Below are 16,191 nucleotides of genomic sequence, written 5' to 3'. Positions count from 1 at the left end.
CCGAATTGTTGACCGGGTATTTCGAGATGTGAAATGTTTCGTCGTGTCGCCCGCCGTGAGTCCCACGTGAATCCGGGCAGTAGACAGAGGAATTCTGGCGTGAGCAGTGTTGTGCGTTCGAAGTCGATTCGCTGTGCCGTGGTGTCGGCGGCGGCGGTCACCCTGTTCACCGGTGCCTGTGGCGCCGGTGGCGACCAGGGCGGCGATGCCGGTCCACCGAGATCCGGCGGCACGCTGCGGTTCTCGGTCGCCTCCGACGCGGGCTGCGTCGATCCCCAGCAGGTCGGTAGTAGCGACACCCTGTATTCGCTGCGCGAGACGGTCGACTCGCTGACCGACCAGGATCCCACCACCGGTCAGCCGGTGCCGTGGCTGGCACAGAGCTGGGAGGTGAGTCCCGACGCCAGGTCGTTCACGTTCCGGCTGCGGTCCGATGTGACCTTCAGTGACGGCACCCCGCTGAACGCGCAAGTGGTGAAGGCGAACTTCGACGCGATCCCCAAGCTGGGCGCTCTCGCCATCCTGTCCAAGGGCTATGTCACCGGGTACGTCGGCACCGAGGTGGTCGACGAGCACACCGCCAAGATCACCTTCGAACAGCCCAATGCACAGTTCCTGCAGGCGACCTCGACCGCCGCACTCGGCCTGATCTCGACGGCCGACGCGGCCAAGACGCCCCAGCAACGCTGCAGCGACGGTGTGACCGGCTCCGGTCCCTTCGTCCTTTCGAAATACGTTCCCAACCAATCGATCACGATCACCAAGCGGGTCGGCTACGGGTGGGGCTCGCCGTTGTGGACCAAGCAGGGTGAGGCCTACCTCGACTCCATCGAGTTCACCGTCATCCCCGAATCCGGGGTGCGTGCGGGCAGTGTGCAGTCCGGGCAGCTCGATGTCGCCACCGGTCTCGGCCGAGCCGACGAAGCCGGGCTGAAGGCGTCGGGGATCTCCCTGCTCACCCGATCGCACCCGGGGGCGGTGTTCAACCTCGGCCTCAACAACTCCCGGCCTATCCTGCGAGATGTTCAGGTGCGCAAGGCGATTCAGGCCGCAGTGGACCGTCGTCAGATCGTGGAGGCGGTCTTCGCCAGCGGCACCGTGCCCGCCACCGGCATTCTCTCGCACACGACCCCCGGCTACACCGATCTGTCGGCGGATCTTGCTCTGGACACCGCTCGGTCCACATCGCTGCTGGACGCGGCGGGCTGGCAGGTGGGCGGCGACGGCATCCGGCGCAAGGACGGCACCCGGCTGAGCCTGAACGTCGTGTGGTTCAACAACTCCCAGAACACCCGGGCGGCACTGGAACTGGTCCAGCAGCAGCTCAAGGTGGTCGGGGTGGAGTTGCAGCTCCAGGAGCTCCAGGTGACCCAGTTCCCGCAGCTGATCGGGTCCGGTGACTTCGACGGTCTGTGGGGCGGCGACCTGAGCCGCGCCGACCCCGACTGCCTGCGCACGCTGTACTCGACCCAGCAGGTCAATGCCTACCGGCTGCCGCCGAGCGAGCTCGACGGACTGCTCACCGCCCAGGCGGCCGAGGCCGATCCGGCCAAGCGCCGCCCGCTCGTGGAGCAGGCCCAGCAGTTGGTGGTGCGCAATGCGTACGTGATCCCGGTGGTGGAACTCGAGACGGTGCTCGCGGCGGCGCCGACCGTGCACGGCCTGAACTTCGAGTCGTCGAGCCGGACCCGGCTGCACGACACCTGGCGGAGCTGAACCGGCATGGGCCGGTACGTGTTACGCCGCCTCGCACAGGCGGTAGGGGTGCTGTGGGCGGCGTACACGGTGTCGTTCTTCGTGCTGGAATTCTTGCCGGGCGACCCGGTGTCGGCGATGGCGGGCGGCGGACTGACCTCCTCGCCGGTGGACCCCGCCGAGCTCGCCGCACTGCGAGCGCAGTACGGCTTCGACAAGCCGATCGTGGTGCAGTATCTGGACTATCTGGGCCGGGCGCTGGTCGGCGACTTCGGGGATTCGGTGGCTACGGGCCGGTCGGTGACCGGCACGATCGCCGCGGCGCTGCCGCCGACCCTGCAGCTCACGGCGGCGGCGCTGGTGCTCGCGGTGCTGTTCGGCGGCGGGCTCGCCGTGGCGGCCACCTACACCTCGCGGCGCTGGCTGCGGCAGGTACTGCTGGCGCTGCCGCCGCTGGCGATCTCGATCCCGTCCTTCTGGGCGGGCCTGATGCTGGTGCAGCTGCTGTCGTTTCGGATCCGGCTGTTTCCCGCGTTCGGCAACGCCGGGCTGGCCGGGTTGGTGCTGCCCGCGGTGACGCTGGCCATCCCGACCGGCGCGCTGATCGCACAGGTGCTGGCGAAGAGTCTGCTGTCCACCCTGGACGCGCCGTTCGTACACACTGCGCGGGCCAAGGGCGCCAGCCGGATCCGGGTCCACCTGCGGCACGCGCTGCGCAGTGCGTCGCTGCCCGCGCTCACCATCGTCGGCCTGCTCGTCGGGCAGTTGGTGGCCAGCGCGGTGGTGATCGAGACGGTGTTCTCGCGCAACGGACTCGGACGGGTCATGGCGAGCGCGGTGAGCGTGCAGGACATTCCGCTCGTGCAAGGAGTTGTGGTGTTCGGCGCGTTCGTCTTCGTCGTGGTGAACCTCATCGTCGACCTGATCTACCCGGTGCTCGACCCACGGATCGTGGTCGCGCCCCCGAGGAGCTACGCGTGACCGATATCGTGCTGACCGAGGCGGCCGTCACCCGAACCGTCATCGACGAGTTCGACGACGAACACCGCACGGGTTTCGACTGGCGTCGGCTGCCAGGGTTCCTGCTGTACCGACCCGGCCTGGTCCTGTCGGTGGTCACGCTCGTGCTGGTCGTCCTGGCGGCGTTGTGGCCGACGCTGTTCACCTCCCGGGATCCGCTGTTCGGCGTCCCGTCGGAGATCTTCGCGCCGCCCAGCGGGCAGCACTGGTTCGGCACCGACGAACTCGGCCGCGACCTGTTCACCCGCGTCGTGCACGGCACCGCGCTGTCGTTGCAGGCCACGGTGATCGCGGTGGCTGTCGCGTTCGTCGTCGGGGGCGCGATGGGCTTGATCGCGGGGTTCGTCGGTCGCTGGGTCGACGACGTGTTGATGCGCTTCGCCGATGTGCTGCTGTCGATTCCGTCGCTGTTCCTGTCCTTGGCCCTGGTGACCGCGCTGGGCTACGGCACCGTGAAGGTCGCGATCGCGGTGGGTGTGGCCAGCGTGGCCGGCTTCGCCCGGGTGATGCGTGCCGAGGTGCTGCGGTTACGGCAAGCGGTGTTCGTCGAGGCCGCGTGGTCGTCGGGGGCACGCTGGTACACGGTGCTCGGCCGGCACGTCCTGCCGAACGCGATCGGCCCCGTGGTCGTGCTGGCCACCTTGGACCTCGGCACCGCCGTGCTGGCGGTGTCATCGCTGAGCTTCCTCGGCTACGGCGCGGTGCCCCCGGCGCCGGAGTGGGGCTCACTCATCTCGAGTGGGCGTAACTATCTCGCCAACGCGTGGTGGATCTCGACGATGTCGGGCCTCATGGTGGCGTTCGTCGTGCTCGCGACCAACCGGATCGCACGAGCACTCGATGGAGAGTGGGCGAATCGGCGATGACCGCGAATCTGCTGGAAGTGCGTGGCCTGTCGATCTCCTACCGCACCAGCACCGGCCGGGTGCGTGCGGTGGGCGCGCTCGATCTGGACATCGCGCCGGGTGAGATCGTGGCTCTGGTCGGCGAATCCGGCTCGGGCAAGAGCTCGACCGCGCACGCCGTCACCGGGTTGCTGCCTGCCGCAGGGCACATCGACGCGGGCCGGATTCAGTTCGCGGGCCGGGACCTGGCGAGGGCGGGAGACCGGGAGTTGCGCGCGATTCGTGGGGCGCAGATCGGGTTGATTCCCCAAGACCCCGGTGTCTCGCTGAATCCGGTGCAGCGCATCGGCACCCAGGTTGCCGAGGTCTTACTCATCCACGGCCTGGCGACCCGGCGATCGGCGCCCGAGGCAGTGGTGGACCTGCTCGAGCGGGCCGGGATGCCCGACCCGAAAACCCGGGCCGACCAGTATCCGCACGAACTGTCCGGTGGTATGCGCCAGCGGGCACTGATCGCGATCGCCATCGCCGCGAACCCGGCGCTGATCATCGCCGACGAGCCGACCAGCGCGCTGGATGTCACCGTGCAGCGCCGCATCCTCGACCACATCACGAGTTTGACCGAAACCCTCGGCACAGCGGTACTTCTCGTCACCCATGACCTCGGAGTCGCCGCCGATCGTGCGCAGCGGATCGCGGTGATGTCGCGGGGCCGGATCGTGGAGAGCGGGCTGACCCGCGAGATACTCGACGACCCGCGCGATCCGTACACCCAGCAGTTGTTGCGCAGCGTGCCCGGACGTACCGGTGTGCGTGCCCGGTCGCGTCAGCCCGGCACCGAGCCGTTGCTCGCGGTCGAGAACCTGGTGAAGGAGTTCCCGCTGCCGCGCGCGAACGGCCGAGCGAAGACGGTGCGCGCCGTCGACGGCGTGAGCTTCTCGCTGCACCGAGGGGAGACGCTGGCACTGGTAGGGGAGTCCGGGTCGGGCAAATCCACCACGGCCAGAATGATTCTGCGCCTGGCCCCGCCGACCTCCGGGCGCATCGTGTTCGACGACGACGATGTGACGGCCATCAAGGGTGCGCGGTTGCGGGCACTGCGTCGCCGCGCCCAGGTGATCTACCAGAATCCATACGAGTCGCTGGATCCGCGGTTCTCGATCCAGGACGTGATCAGCGAGCCACTGCGGGTTTTCGGCATCGGTGACCGCGCGTCACGCGCGGTGCGGGCGCGCGAACTGCTCGACCGGGTCGCCCTTCCCGCGTCGACGCTGGGGCGAAGGCCCGCGGAGCTCTCCGGCGGACAGCGTCAGCGGGTCGCGATCGCCAGGGCGCTGGCCCTGTCGCCGGAGCTGGTGGTCTGTGACGAACCGGTCTCGGCGCTGGACGTCTCCGTGCAGGCGCAGATCCTCGACCTGTTCGCCGAACTGCAGGCCGAGACCGGCGTGGCGTACCTGTTCATCTCGCACGACCTGGCGGTGGTGCGTCAGATCGCCCATCGGGTCGCGGTCATGCGGCAGGGCCGCATCGTCGAGATCGGCACCACCGAAAAGCTTTTCGACGAGCCGACCCACGAGTACACCCGTCAGCTGCTGGCCGCCATCCCCGGTGCCGACCTGGTGGACGGCGGCTCAGGTGCCTGAGAGCAGACTCACCACGGGCGCGAGTTCGCGTGCTGCGTCGTCGTCGAGAACGATGTAGGAGATCCCGAACTCGTCGCGAAGCCGGCGCAGCTGATCGGCTGCCTGCGCGGGCGATCCGGTGAGCAGTGTCGGGGCATCTTCGGGCATCGGCGGACCGATGGTGCTCGTCGGGGTGCTGAAGCGCAGCGCCCGTTCGATGCCGGAAAGCCGTGGGCCCGCGACACTGTCGAGCCATTCGACCTGGCGGGTGAGCTGGTGACGGGAGAAAGTGCTGAACGCGATGGTGTCGGCTTCGGCCGCGGCGAGTTCGGTGGCTCGTCGTCCGCCCGCGGCGAGCAGCAGCGGCACCTTGCGTGGCGGGGTGGGCACCAGTGTGGTTCCGGTGTTCGCGTAGTGGGCCCCGGTGGCCTCGACCCGCTCACCGCGCAACAGTGCGTTGATGATGCCCACCGACTCGGCGAGGCGCTCGAACCGAACCCGGTCGGAGTCGGCGGCGATCCCGAGTTCGCCGTAGCCGATGGCGGTCTGACCGGCGCCGAGGCCGAGCTGGAAGCGGCCGCCGGAGACCAGGTCCAGGGTGGCGGCTTCCCGCGCGAGAACGAACGGATTGCGGAAGTCGTTGGCCAGCACCCATGTTCCGACCTGGAGCGTGGTTGTCGTCGCGGCGGCGTAGCTCAACGCTGTCAGTGGCGCAGGCACCGGTGCGGGCAGGTCGGGCAGCAGCAACGTGGAGATCCCGGCGTCTTCGGCCCATCGTGCGGTCGATATCCACGACTTCGGGTCGGCGGGCGAAACGGTAACGAGTCCGAAGCGAAAAGGGTGGTGGCTCAAGGGTTCTCCGGTGTCCCGTAGGCGCGTAGGAAGGTGTCGACGGCGGCGGTGGCGACCGCGTGCATCTCGGCGGTGGAGACCTTGCGGGTGCCCAGCCGGGTGCGGCCTTCCATCGGGCCGGTGATCAGGACGAGGAACTGCTCGGCGGCGATCGCCGGATCGCTCGCGCGCAGGTGGCCTGACAGCGACAAGCGTGCCAGCCGATCCGCGAGCGCGTCGCCGAGCTGATCAGAGGTCCGGCTCACCACGACATCCATCAGGTCGGGGAACTGCGCGACCTGACCGTAGGTGAGCCAGCGCAGCGACCGGGACTGCTCGGTACAGCAGGACCGGATCAGTCGGTAGGCCACGTCTTCCAGGGTGGCGCGCAGATCCTCACCGGGATTGCGCAACCGCTCGACCACCGCCAGGTTCTCGGCGAGCACCGCGTCGCTCACGGCGGCCAGCGTGTGCCGGAACAGCGTTTCCTTGTCGTTGAGATGGTTGTAGATGGTCGGTTTGGCGACACCGGCGACCTCGGCGATCTCCTGCACGCCCGCCTGCGCGTACCCGCGGCGAGCGAAGACGACGAACGCCGCGTCCAGGATCGCCTGCCGCTTGTCGATCCGTCCACGCGAGGCCGACTGTCCGGTCGGCGGTGTTGCTACAGCCATCCATGAACCATAGCGCAATCGGACCCCAAGTTGCCTCGCGGGTTCATTCTTATATACCGAGTTGCGAGGTGTATGCGAGGACATTAAAGTGAACCAGCAAGTTCAATTGCACTGTTCCACGTCGGGAGATATCTATGATGCAACCCCCAGGAGACAGGCTCGATCCGCTTGCCCGCCAGCATGTTCGGCGCGGCGGCACCCGCCCGCCGAACGAACGCGGCGCGGTGATCGGTCTCGGGGCCGAGCCGTGGCTGGAGATCCTGCAGGCACCCGACCGCAACGGGTTGACGGTGACCGAGGTGTGCCGGCGATACAACATCTCGCGCAAGAGCTACTACAGCTATCTCGCGCGTTACCGGGAACACGGCGTGGCGGGATTGGCGCCGCGGTCGCGCCGCCCGAAGAGTTTCCCCGCTCGCACGTCGGCCGACATCGAGGCCGTCGTGGTGCGGGTCCGGCTGGACCGTCCGCAGTGGGGCGCGCGCAGAATCCGCGCGCACCTCCAGCGAGCCGGGTCGACTCGTGTCCCGGCCGTCTCGACAGTGCACGCGATTCTGCGCCGCCACGGTCTGGTCGGTACCCGGTCGGACCACGGGGCGCCGAGCGCCGCGATGCCGGAGCAATCGACGACCACACACCGGACACCTAGCTACGCAGGGAGCTACATCTGATGAGCACATCGACTTCCACCCGAGACGACACGGCCGAAGCGCTGTACCCGCGGCGCTGGGCCGCGATGGTCGTGCTCGTCCTGGGATTCACCTTGGACCTGCTCAACGTCACCATCGTCAACGTCGGCCTCCCGGCGATCCAGGCCGACCTCGGGGGAACTCCGTCCCAGGTCGGCTGGATCGCGACGGCCTATCTGCTGGCATTCGCGGCAGCGCTGATCACCGCGGCCCGGTTGGGCGACCTGTGGGGCCGCAAACGAGTGTTCCTCGTCGGTTTGGCGCTGTTCGCTCTCTCCGGAGCCTGGTCGGCACTCGCGAACAGCCCGACCGAACTGATCGCCAGTCGCGCCGCCCAAGGAGCGGCCGCGGCGATCCTGGCGCCGCAAGTTCTGTCCAGCCTGTTCGTCCTGTTCCGTGGACCCGAACGTGCCACTGTCCTGGGCATATTCGGTGTGGTCGCCGGACTCGCGCAGGCCGGCGGGCTGCTGCTGGGTGGCGTACTCGTCACCGCGGACGTCGCCGGTCTCGGTTGGCGCGCGATCTTCTGGATCAGTGTCCCGGCGGCCGTCATCCTGCTCGGCCTCGGCGCCTGGCTGGTCCCGGAGAACCGTGCCGAAGGTGCGCTGCGGCCACGATGGCTCGCCGCGGTCGGCCTGACCGTCGGATTGGTCGCCATCGTGTTCCCGCTGTTGGAAGGCCGTACCTACGACTGGGCGCCGTGGATCTGGCTGTTGCTGGTGGCGGGCATCGCCGCGGTGGCACTTGTCGCCATCGTCGAGAATCGCGATGCCGTCGGTCGGGCCGGCGCGCTCCTGCCGCTGGAGCTGCTCCGCGCGCGGATCAGCAGTGTCGCCCTGGTCGTCCAGTTGGTCGCCTTCGCCGCCTTCAGCGGATTCCTGCTCGTCTTCGTTCTCTGGCTGCAAGAAGGCCAGGGCTACACCGCGCTGCGCGCAGGCGTCGTGACCGTCGCGTTCTCCGTCGGCGGACTGGCGGTCGCCCCGCTGGTGGGACGGCTCACCATGCAGTTCGGCCGCTACGCCGTCGTCGCCGGTACCCTGTTCGGCGCCGTCGGCACCTTGGCGGTGCTGGGCGCGGCGCTGACCGCGACCACGGATGTGAACCCGTGGCTGCTCGCGCCTGGGCTGTTCGTCGTCGGTGTCGGCATCAACCTGGTCCAGCCGCCGTTGACGACCTTGTTCCTGTCGACGGTGCCGACGCGATACGCGGGGTCGGCGTCGGGGATCTGGACCACCGGCCAACAGTTCGGTGGTGCAGTGGGTGTCGCGTCCCTGAGCGCGATCTTCTTCGGGGTCGCCGCCAGTGACGGCTACCGCAGCGCTCTGACGGCGTGTGCCCTGACGATTATCGCGGCGCTGGTGGTGAGTGCGGCGCTGTGCTTCGCGTTGCCTTCGCCGGAGCCCGCACCAGAAGCAGCCGGCTGAGACCTGCGGAACGGCAACGTGTCTACTCGGCGCCGTGGTCGCCGAGTAGCTCCGCACGGCGTTCGCGGACCGTAGCCCGCAGTGCCTCGACGACCGCCGCGACTTCGGGGCGCCGCAGGGTTTCGGGCCGGGCGACGAGCCAGTAGGTGAGCTGGACGCGGACCTCGTCGGGCAGGACCCGGACGAGGTCGGCGTGGCGGTCGGCCATGAAGCAGGGGAGTAGCCCGATCCCCGCGGCGGCCCTGGTGGCTTCCACGTGGACGAAGACATTGGTCGAGGAGACGGATCGGCGCAGGGTGGGGGCGAAAGCGAGAGCCAGGTCGAGGTCGTCGACCTGGAGGATGGATTCGATGAAGTAGACCAGTGGGTGGCGGGTGAGTGCGGCGACGGTGGTCGGGACGCCGTGTTCGGCGAGGTAGTCGCGGGAGGCGTAGAGGCGAAGGCAGTAGTCGCCGAGTTCGATCGCTTCGGCGCGGTGAACCTGCGGTTTGCCGACCACCACTTCGATATCGAGGCCGGTTCGCTGAGTGGACGCTCGCCGGGTCGCGGCGATGATGTCGACGGCGACGCCCGGATGTCTGCGCTGCACGCGTACCGCGGACGGTGGCGCGAGGTAGGCGCTGAAACCGTCGGTGGCCGAAATCCGCACCACGCCTTCGAGTGTGCGTTCGCCCGCGCTCGAGCCGAGCGATCGGACGGCGGCCTCGACGGCTTCGGCCGCCGTCAGTGCCTCGCGGCCCAGGTCGGTGAGCTCCCAGCCGCCGGTGACCCGGGTCAGCACCCGTCCGCCCATGGCATGTTCGAGGGCGGCGATGCGACGCGAGATCGTCGTGTGGTTGATGCCGAGCTCTTCGGCGGCGGTGATATAGCGCCCCGACCGGCCGACCGCGAGGAGCACCAGCAAATCATCAGCGCTCGGCCTGCGTCCCGACGTCGACGAAGAATGACTCACATGTGCAGTTTCGCAGATTGCTGCTGCGAAACTGGCCATTGTCACCGAGATGGATCTGCACGAATACTCTCCTCACGGCTTGTGGGCCGCATCACATCGACAGCGTGATGTGACCTGGAACATCGAAGGAGTAGTGCGATGAGCGTGCGGAACGCGATACGACCGACCGGCGACGACCCGGACGAAGCCCCCAGCGGACTGCGGCGGGTCGTGGCCGCCTCGATGGCCGGCACCGTCGTCGAATGGTACGAATTCTTCCTCTACGGAACCGCCGCGACCCTGGTGTTCAGCAAGGTGTTCTTCTCCAAGGACACCAGCGACCTCGACGCGATCCTGGCTGCTTTCGTCACCTACGCCGTCGGTTTCGCGGCGCGCCCGCTCGGCGGCATCGTCTTCGGCTACTTCGGTGACCGATACGGCCGCAAGCAGTTGTTGCAGGTGAGTTTGGTGCTCGTCGGTGCGGCGACCTTCCTGATGGGCTGTCTGCCGACCTTCGCCCAGATCGGCTATTGGGCACCGGCGATGCTGGTGATCCTGCGCTTCGTCCAGGGCTTCGCGATCGGCGGCGAATGGGGCGGCGCGGTGCTGCTGGTGGCCGAGCACAGCCCGAGTCGCAGTCGCGGCTTCTGGTCGAGCTGGCCGCAGGCCGGCGTGCCCGCGGGCAATCTGCTCGCCACGATCGTGCTGCTGGTGCTGACCTCGACCCTGTCGGACGCGGCGTTTTTGAGCTGGGGCTGGCGCGTGGCGTTCTGGCTGTCGGCGGTGGTCGTGCTGGTCGGCTACTACGTGCGCACCAAGGTGACCGACGCCCCGATCTTCGTGGCCGCGCAGCAGTCGATGGACCAGGCCAAGGCCGCCTCGTTCAGCCCGTTCGAGGTGCTGCGCAAGTACCCGCGTGGTGTGTTCACCGCGATGGGTCTGCGCTTCGGCGAGAACATCATGTACTACCTGGTCGTCACGTTCTCGATCACCTACCTCAAGGTTCACGTGCATGCCGACACCACGACGATTCTGTGGTGGCTGCTCATCGCCCACGCCGTGCACATGGTGGTGATTCCGGTGGCGGGTCGACTCGGTGACCGTGTCGGGCGCCGCCCGGTCTACCTGGCCGGCGCGGTCGCCGCGGCCACCTGGGGCTTCTTCGCCTTCCCGATGATGGACAGCGGCAACAGCGTGATCATCCTGTCCGCCATCATCATCGGACTGGTGTTCCATGGATTCATGTACGCCGGTCAGCCGGCGATCATGGCCGAGATGTTCCCGACCCGGATGCGCTACTCCGGTGTGTCGCTGGGCTACCAGGTCACCTCGATCGTGGCGGGCTCGCTGGCGCCGATCATCGCGGTCAAGCTGCTCGACGAGTTCGGTTCGTCGGTCCCGATCGCCTGGTACCTGGCGTTCGCGGCGGCGGTCACCGTGATCGCGGTGGTGTGCGCGAAGGAGACCCGCGGCATCGACCTCGAATCTGTCGATCTCGCCGACGCCTCCGCCGCGAAAGGTGTTGCCGCATGATCGAGCTCACCGGACGCAGGGCACTGGTCACCGGTGGGGCGAGCGGTATCGGCGCCGCGTGTGCGCGGGAGCTGGCCGCGCGCGGCGCCGAGGTCACCGTCGCCGACATCGACGGAGTCGCCGCGAAGGCGGTGGCGTACGAAATCGGCGGGCACGCTTGGAGCGTCGATCTGCTCGAAGTCGAGGCGCTGGCCGACTTGCGGCTCGAGACCGACATTCTCGTCAACAACGCGGGCGTGCAAAGCGTGAGCCCCATCGAGGATTTCGCGCCCCACCGGTTCCGCGCCATGCAGACCCTGATGGTCGAAGCGCCGTTCCTGCTCATCCGCGCTGCCCTCCCACACATGTACGCGCGAGGTTTCGGCCGGATCGTGAACATCTCCTCGGTGCACGGGATCCGCGCCTCCCAGTTCAAGGTCGCGTATGTGACGGCCAAACACGGGCTGGAGGGGTTGTCGAAGGTGACCGCGCTCGAAGGCGGCCCGCACGGGGTCACCAGCAACTGCGTCAACCCCGGATATGTGCGAACACCCCTGGTGGACAAGCAGATCACCGAGCAGGCGGCCGCGCACGGGATCCCGGAGCAGGAGGTGCTCGAGCGGGTGCTGCTCACCGAGAGCGCGATCAAACGGCTGATCGAGCCGCAGGAGGTCGCGGCGCTGGTCGGTTGGCTCGCCTCCGACACCGCGGGCATGGTCACCGGCTCGTCCTACGTCATGGACGGAGGGTGGAGCGCCCGATGACCGCAGTGGCAGCGGCACCGCAGTGGGTGCCGGACGACAACGACATCGCCAGTGCCCGGATCACCGACTTCGCGCGGTTCGTCGCCGAGCGGCACACCGTCGCGGTGCCCGACTACCCCGCGTTGTGGCAGTGGTCGGTCGACGATCTGGACGGATTCTGGGGTTCGGTGTGGGACTACTTCGAACTCGGCGAGCGCCCCGGTGCGGTGCTGGCCTCCGCGGAAATGCCAGGGGCGCGATGGTTTCCCGAGGTTCGGCTGAACTATGTCGACCAGGTGATCCGGCAGGCCCGCACCGATCGTCCCGCGATCGTGTCGGTGACGGAGGACGGGTCGGTCAGTGAGTTGTCGTGGCAGGACCTGCTGAACCAGGTGGCGGCGTTCGCACAGACGCTGCGCGGCTTCGGTGTTCGGTCAGGAGATCGGGTCGCGGGTTACCTGCCGAACATCCCCGAGGCGGTGATCGCCTTCCTGGCGACCGCGAGCATCGGCGCGGTGTGGAGTGCGTGCGGACAGGACTATTCGGCGAAGGCGGCGCTGGACCGGCTCGGGCAGCTCGAGCCGGTGGTGCTGGTGACGTGCGCGGGTTACCGCTACGCGGGCAAGCAACACCGGCGATCCGACGAGATCACCGAACTGCGCGCCGGTCTGCCGACGGTGGTGGCGACGATCGTGGTATCGCCGGAGCACCTTTCGGGCACGCTGAACTGGGCGGATGTCACCGCTGGAGGCGATCGATCCACGCTCTCGACGGCCGAGGTGGGTTTCGATCATCCGCTGTGGGTGCTGTACTCGTCGGGTACGACAGGTCTGCCCAAAGGTATCGTCCACGGTCACGGCGGGGTGCTCCTCGAGCACCTGAAAGCGATGGCGCTGCAGTCGGACCTCGGTGCCGACGACACGTTCTTCTGGTACACCAGCCCGAGCTGGATGATGTGGAACTTCCAGGTCGCCGGTCTCCTGGTCGGCGCGAGCATCGTCTGCTACGTCGGTAGTCCGAGCTATCCGTCCCCGGACGCGTTGTGGGACATCGCTGCTCGGGTGGGCGCGACAGTTCTCGGCACCAGTCCCGGTTACGTGCTGGCCTGCGCGAAGGCAGGTGTGGTGCCGCGGCTCGAACACGACCTGACGGCCCTGCGTCTGATCGGTGTCACCGGGGCCGCGCTTCCCCCGTCGTCGTCGATCTGGTTGCGCGACAACATCGGCGCGCACATCCCGGTCGCGTCGATCAGCGGCGGCACCGACGTGGTCTCCGCCTTCGCGGGCGGCGCGCGAACCGTCCCGGTCCGGCCCGGCGAGCTGTCCGCGCCCTACCTGGGTGTGGCCCTCGAAGCCTGGGACGAACAGGGCAACCCGGTGCACGGCGAAGTCGGCGAACTCGTCATCACCGAGCCGATGCCCTCCATGCCCGTCGGCTTCTGGAACGACCCGGACGGAACTCGGTACCACGCAGCCTATTTCGACACCTTTCCCGGTGTGTGGCGCCACGGCGACTGGATCACCCGTACCGAGCACGGCAGCGTCATCGTCCACGGCCGCTCCGATTCCACCCTCAACCGCCACGGCATCCGCATGGGCAGCGCCGACATCTATCAAGCAGTGGAACAGCTCCCGGAAATCGCCGACTCACTGGTCATCGGCGCGGAGCAACACGACGGCGGCTACTGGATGCCCCTGTTCGTCGTTCTCGCCGAGGGTGCCACCCTCACCGACGACCTGATCGCCCGGATCCGTGCGGTCATCCGAACCCGGACGTCGCCGCGCCATGTCCCGGACGACATCATCACCGCCCCCGGCATCCCCCGAACCCGCACCGGCAAGAAGCTGGAAGTCCCCATCAAGAAGCTCCTCCAGGGGGCCGATCCCGGGACCGTCGTGGATCCCAGCGCCGTCGACGACCCCGCACTACTCGGTTGGTACGCCCGGTTCGCCCGAACATAGCTTCCTGGCGACGAGCGCGGAAACCGTGGTGTCGATCGGGGCGCGACGGCACGATCTACACAATATTCGCCGAGAAGAATGCTTGTTGTGGACGCTTGGTCATGTTGTAATCCAGATGTTTGCTGATGACTGTCGGCGGCGCTGGTTGCTGTGTCCGGGCGCCCGCCGAGACCGTTCGGAAGGTTGGGGGCCGAGATGGCGCGACGCACGGAAAACGGGTCGGAGGCGATCGCAAGGGATGCCGGCGATCTGCCCGCGGTCGAGATCGCGGACAGTCCGCTGACCTCCGACCGGGTCGAACGGCTGAGTTCGGCGGCCCGTCATCGGATCGCGGCCTTCGTGCACACCACCCTCGCCGATCTGGACGAGCTACCCGAACCCTGGGTCCCACCTATCGAGGTGACCCTGCGGTTGACCGACCGCGAGCACTAGGCACCGATTGCCGAACAGCACGCTCGCACCGAAGCGGACACGGTCCGAGCGTGCTGTTCTCGATCGCGGCGTCAGCGGAACAGGGCGGTGAGATCGACGGTGGCTGCCATCGCCGCAGCGCCCGCGTCGTTGAGATGCATGCCGTCGCCGCTGTCGAACTCGGGGCGGATGTAGTCGTGACGCTGCGGGTCGGCCACGGCGCGATCGACGTCGAAGATCGAGTCGAAGACGTCGGTGGTGCGCAGCCAGTCATTGACGGCGTGACGAGTCGGCTGGGTTTCCAGCAGGGGCATGCCGGGGTAGACACAGCCGGCGTAGGGGCCGATGGTGGCGGCGTGGATGCGCAGTCCGGCGGCGTGGGCGCGCTCGGCCAGGTCGGTGAAACCGGCGATCAATTCCTCGGTGGTCGCGGAGGGCTGGCCGCCCATCGCACCGAGGATGAGGTCGTTGATCCCGAAATTGATCAGGATGTCGGTGACGCCGGGTACCTGCAACGCGTCGGAGTCGAACCGACCCGAACCGGATTCGCCGATCTGCTCGGCCGTGAGGCGGTTGCCGGAGATCCCGTTGTTGACCACCCAGCCCTGAGTGAGACGGGCGTTGAGAGCATCGACGGAGCGGCGATTGGCGCTCTGCGTCGTACCGAAGCCCTCGAACCAGGAGTCACCGAACGCGACGGCGATCGGTGGCGGGTCGGTGACCAGGACGTCGATCCCGGTGATGAAGAAGCGGAACGGAACCTCTTGCGCACCACTGAGTTCCACGTCCGCGGTGTGGTCGCCGGTGACGATGTAGGCGATCTCGCCGGGCTGGTGGGAGAAGGTGGCAAGGCCGGTCGGTGCCGGGACGTACAGACTGAGCAACAGGTCTTCGCCCGCGGCGACCGGCAAGGCGACCGGATCGCTCACGAGCTCGGCCCCCGCGTCGATCGTGACCTGTGCGGCGCCGCCGAACGTGATCTCGCGATCGGCGATGATCGCCGACCCGGTCTTGCGCGCTGCGATGCGCGCGGCGCCGATCCGCAGCGGCGCGAGACCGTAGCGGTTGGTCAGCCGCACGCGTACCGCGTCGCCGCCACCCGCCATGCGTACGACGTGGCGCACAGTTTCGTCGGCGAACTCCCGTGACTCGGCGAGCTTGATCTGTCCCTTCGGGTCGATGACACCGGTCCGGAACCCGGCGACCCACATGTTGTGCTGCATGATTTCTCCGATATTTGCTGTGCGGAATAATGCCTACGCATAGGTTTACGGGAAGGTATTCCTCGTGTCAACTATCCGCATAGCAAGTATCGGCTAAGCTGGTCTCATGTCCGTCCACGAGCTGTTCGACGACCCCCGCTTCACCATCTCCGGCTTGCTCTTCGAGGCGCACAGCGGTCTGATCGCCAAGCTCGAGCCGACCTGGAAAGCACACGGCCTTTCCGGTCTGGACCTCAATGCCCTGCTGAGACTGAGTCGCTCCCCGAATCGCCGCCTGCGGATGTCGGATCTCGCCACCCAAACCGAGCTCTCGACCAGCGGCGTCACCCGTGTTGTCGACCGCCTGGCCGCCGCGGGACTGATAGAACGCCAGCTCGACCCGACCGACCGCCGCAGTGCCTACGCGGCCTTGACCGACGCCGGCATCCGCCGCCTCGAACAGGTCCTTCCCGACTACCTGGCCGCCCTCGAGCAATGGCTCACCGGCCTGCTGACCCCCACTCAACTCGACGGCTTGATCACCGGCCTGCGCGTGATCCGCGATGCCACGAACCCGGCGGCTACCGCTGTGTCCGACCAGTCGTGAGGCTGTCCCACTGTCCGCATGGCG

General features: G+C 67.9%; 15 protein-coding genes. 11 read left to right on the top strand and 4 right to left on the bottom strand.

All coding sequences use genetic code 11. From position 1 onward, the window contains the following. The first annotated feature begins 99 nt into the window (after positions 1 to 99). The 4 genes from ACFTS5_RS10020 (at position 100) to ACFTS5_RS10005 (ending at position 5,203) form a co-directional block, all read left to right on the top strand. Positions 100 to 1,716, top strand: coding sequence for an ABC transporter substrate-binding protein (locus tag ACFTS5_RS10020; RefSeq protein WP_378629453.1), 1,617 nt, complete (start codon positions 100 to 102; stop codon positions 1,714 to 1,716). A 6-nt stretch (positions 1,717 to 1,722) separates the two neighbouring features. Then, on the top strand, positions 1,723 to 2,676 hold the full coding sequence (locus ACFTS5_RS10015) for an ABC transporter permease (protein ID WP_378629452.1): 954 nt from the start codon (positions 1,723 to 1,725) through the stop codon (positions 2,674 to 2,676). 89 nt (positions 2,677 to 2,765) lie between these two features. After that, on the top strand, positions 2,766 to 3,581 hold the full coding sequence (locus ACFTS5_RS10010) for an ABC transporter permease (RefSeq protein ID WP_378630023.1): 816 nt from the start codon (positions 2,766 to 2,768) through the stop codon (positions 3,579 to 3,581). Beyond that, on the top strand, positions 3,578 to 5,203 hold the full coding sequence (locus tag ACFTS5_RS10005; RefSeq protein WP_378629450.1) for a dipeptide ABC transporter ATP-binding protein: 1,626 nt from the start codon (positions 3,578 to 3,580) through the stop codon (positions 5,201 to 5,203). Before ACFTS5_RS10010 ends, ACFTS5_RS10005 begins: the two co-directional genes overlap by 4 nt. Here the strand turns inward: ACFTS5_RS10005 and ACFTS5_RS10000 are convergent. After that, complete coding sequence (locus tag ACFTS5_RS10000) at positions 5,192 to 6,034, bottom strand: LLM class flavin-dependent oxidoreductase (protein ID WP_378629449.1); 843 nt, start codon at positions 6,032 to 6,034, stop codon at positions 5,192 to 5,194. The genes ACFTS5_RS10005 and ACFTS5_RS10000 overlap by 12 nt on opposite strands. Next, positions 6,031 to 6,687, bottom strand: coding sequence for a TetR/AcrR family transcriptional regulator (locus ACFTS5_RS09995; protein WP_378629448.1), 657 nt, complete (start codon positions 6,685 to 6,687; stop codon positions 6,031 to 6,033). Before ACFTS5_RS09995 ends, ACFTS5_RS10000 begins: the two co-directional genes overlap by 4 nt. Before the next feature lie 134 nt (positions 6,688 to 6,821). On the opposite strand from ACFTS5_RS09995, the gene ACFTS5_RS09990 reads away from it, so the two are divergent. Further along, positions 6,822 to 7,358, top strand: a complete 537-nt coding sequence (locus tag ACFTS5_RS09990) for a helix-turn-helix domain-containing protein (RefSeq protein ID WP_378629446.1) — start codon at positions 6,822 to 6,824, stop codon at positions 7,356 to 7,358. Beyond that, positions 7,358 to 8,800: an MFS transporter gene (locus ACFTS5_RS09985; protein WP_378629445.1), complete on the top strand. Its 1,443-nt coding sequence runs from the start codon at positions 7,358 to 7,360 to the stop codon at positions 8,798 to 8,800. Before ACFTS5_RS09990 ends, ACFTS5_RS09985 begins: the two co-directional genes overlap by 1 nt. Positions 8,801 to 8,822: 22 nt before the next feature. Here the strand turns inward: ACFTS5_RS09985 and ACFTS5_RS09980 are convergent, their stop codons facing one another. Beyond that, the gene (locus ACFTS5_RS09980; protein ID WP_378629444.1) at positions 8,823 to 9,791 is read right to left on the bottom strand and encodes a LysR family transcriptional regulator; all 969 of its coding nucleotides are present in this window, start codon (positions 9,789 to 9,791) and stop codon (positions 8,823 to 8,825) included. Positions 9,792 to 9,890: 99 nt separating this feature from the next. Between ACFTS5_RS09980 and ACFTS5_RS09975 the strand changes: the two genes are divergently transcribed. The 4 genes from ACFTS5_RS09975 to ACFTS5_RS09960 all read left to right on the top strand — a co-directional run bounded on the left by ACFTS5_RS09975 (position 9,891) and on the right by ACFTS5_RS09960 (position 14,379). Next, the gene (locus ACFTS5_RS09975; RefSeq protein ID WP_378629443.1) at positions 9,891 to 11,264 is read left to right on the top strand and encodes an MFS transporter; all 1,374 of its coding nucleotides are present in this window, start codon (positions 9,891 to 9,893) and stop codon (positions 11,262 to 11,264) included. Beyond that, positions 11,261 to 12,007 carry a 3-hydroxybutyrate dehydrogenase gene (locus tag ACFTS5_RS09970; RefSeq protein WP_378629442.1) on the top strand — a complete coding sequence of 249 codons (747 nt, stop codon included), beginning with the start codon at positions 11,261 to 11,263 and terminating at the stop codon, positions 12,005 to 12,007. Before ACFTS5_RS09975 ends, ACFTS5_RS09970 begins: the two co-directional genes overlap by 4 nt. Continuing rightward, on the top strand, positions 12,004 to 13,947 hold the full coding sequence (locus ACFTS5_RS09965) for an acetoacetate--CoA ligase (RefSeq protein WP_378629441.1): 1,944 nt from the start codon (positions 12,004 to 12,006) through the stop codon (positions 13,945 to 13,947). Before ACFTS5_RS09970 ends, ACFTS5_RS09965 begins: the two co-directional genes overlap by 4 nt. 195 nt (positions 13,948 to 14,142) lie before the next feature. Next, positions 14,143 to 14,379, top strand: a complete 237-nt coding sequence (locus tag ACFTS5_RS09960; RefSeq protein ID WP_378629440.1) for a hypothetical protein — start codon at positions 14,143 to 14,145, stop codon at positions 14,377 to 14,379. 71 nt (positions 14,380 to 14,450) lie between these two features. On the opposite strand, the gene ACFTS5_RS09955 is transcribed toward ACFTS5_RS09960, so the two are convergent. Further along, the gene (locus tag ACFTS5_RS09955; RefSeq protein WP_378629438.1) at positions 14,451 to 15,581 is read right to left on the bottom strand and encodes a GDSL-type esterase/lipase family protein; all 1,131 of its coding nucleotides are present in this window, start codon (positions 15,579 to 15,581) and stop codon (positions 14,451 to 14,453) included. A 106-nt stretch (positions 15,582 to 15,687) separates the two neighbouring features. On the opposite strand from ACFTS5_RS09955, the gene ACFTS5_RS09950 reads away from it, so the two are divergent. Beyond that, on the top strand, positions 15,688 to 16,167 hold the full coding sequence (locus ACFTS5_RS09950) for a MarR family winged helix-turn-helix transcriptional regulator (protein WP_378629435.1): 480 nt from the start codon (positions 15,688 to 15,690) through the stop codon (positions 16,165 to 16,167). Positions 16,168 to 16,191 lie beyond the last annotated feature (24 nt).

Source organism: Nocardia sp. NPDC056952 (assembly GCF_042674185.1).
Lineage (GTDB): Bacteria > Actinomycetota > Actinomycetes > Mycobacteriales > Mycobacteriaceae > Nocardia.
The sequence above is the reverse complement of the archived record's forward strand: the minus strand, read 5'-3'. Positions and strand labels throughout refer to the sequence as shown.

Coding starts and splice junctions, on each gene's coding strand:
- ACFTS5_RS09970 (WP_378629442.1), top strand. CDS start 11,261: ATGATCGAGCTCACCGGACGCAGGGCACTGGTCACCGGTGGGGCGAGC.
- ACFTS5_RS09985 (WP_378629445.1), top strand. CDS start 7,358: ATGAGCACATCGACTTCCACCCGAGACGACACGGCCGAAGCGCTGTAC.
- ACFTS5_RS09980 (WP_378629444.1), bottom strand. CDS start 9,791: ATGGCCAGTTTCGCAGCAGCAATCTGCGAAACTGCACATGTGAGTCAT.
- ACFTS5_RS09950 (WP_378629435.1), top strand. CDS start 15,688: ATGTCCGTCCACGAGCTGTTCGACGACCCCCGCTTCACCATCTCCGGC.
- ACFTS5_RS09990 (WP_378629446.1), top strand. CDS start 6,822: ATGATGCAACCCCCAGGAGACAGGCTCGATCCGCTTGCCCGCCAGCAT.
- ACFTS5_RS09965 (WP_378629441.1), top strand. CDS start 12,004: ATGACCGCAGTGGCAGCGGCACCGCAGTGGGTGCCGGACGACAACGAC.
- ACFTS5_RS09975 (WP_378629443.1), top strand. CDS start 9,891: ATGAGCGTGCGGAACGCGATACGACCGACCGGCGACGACCCGGACGAA.
- ACFTS5_RS09960 (WP_378629440.1), top strand. CDS start 14,143: ATGGCGCGACGCACGGAAAACGGGTCGGAGGCGATCGCAAGGGATGCC.
- ACFTS5_RS10005 (WP_378629450.1), top strand. CDS start 3,578: ATGACCGCGAATCTGCTGGAAGTGCGTGGCCTGTCGATCTCCTACCGC.
- ACFTS5_RS09955 (WP_378629438.1), bottom strand. CDS start 15,581: ATGCAGCACAACATGTGGGTCGCCGGGTTCCGGACCGGTGTCATCGAC.
- ACFTS5_RS10015 (WP_378629452.1), top strand. CDS start 1,723: ATGGGCCGGTACGTGTTACGCCGCCTCGCACAGGCGGTAGGGGTGCTG.
- ACFTS5_RS09995 (WP_378629448.1), bottom strand. CDS start 6,687: ATGGCTGTAGCAACACCGCCGACCGGACAGTCGGCCTCGCGTGGACGG.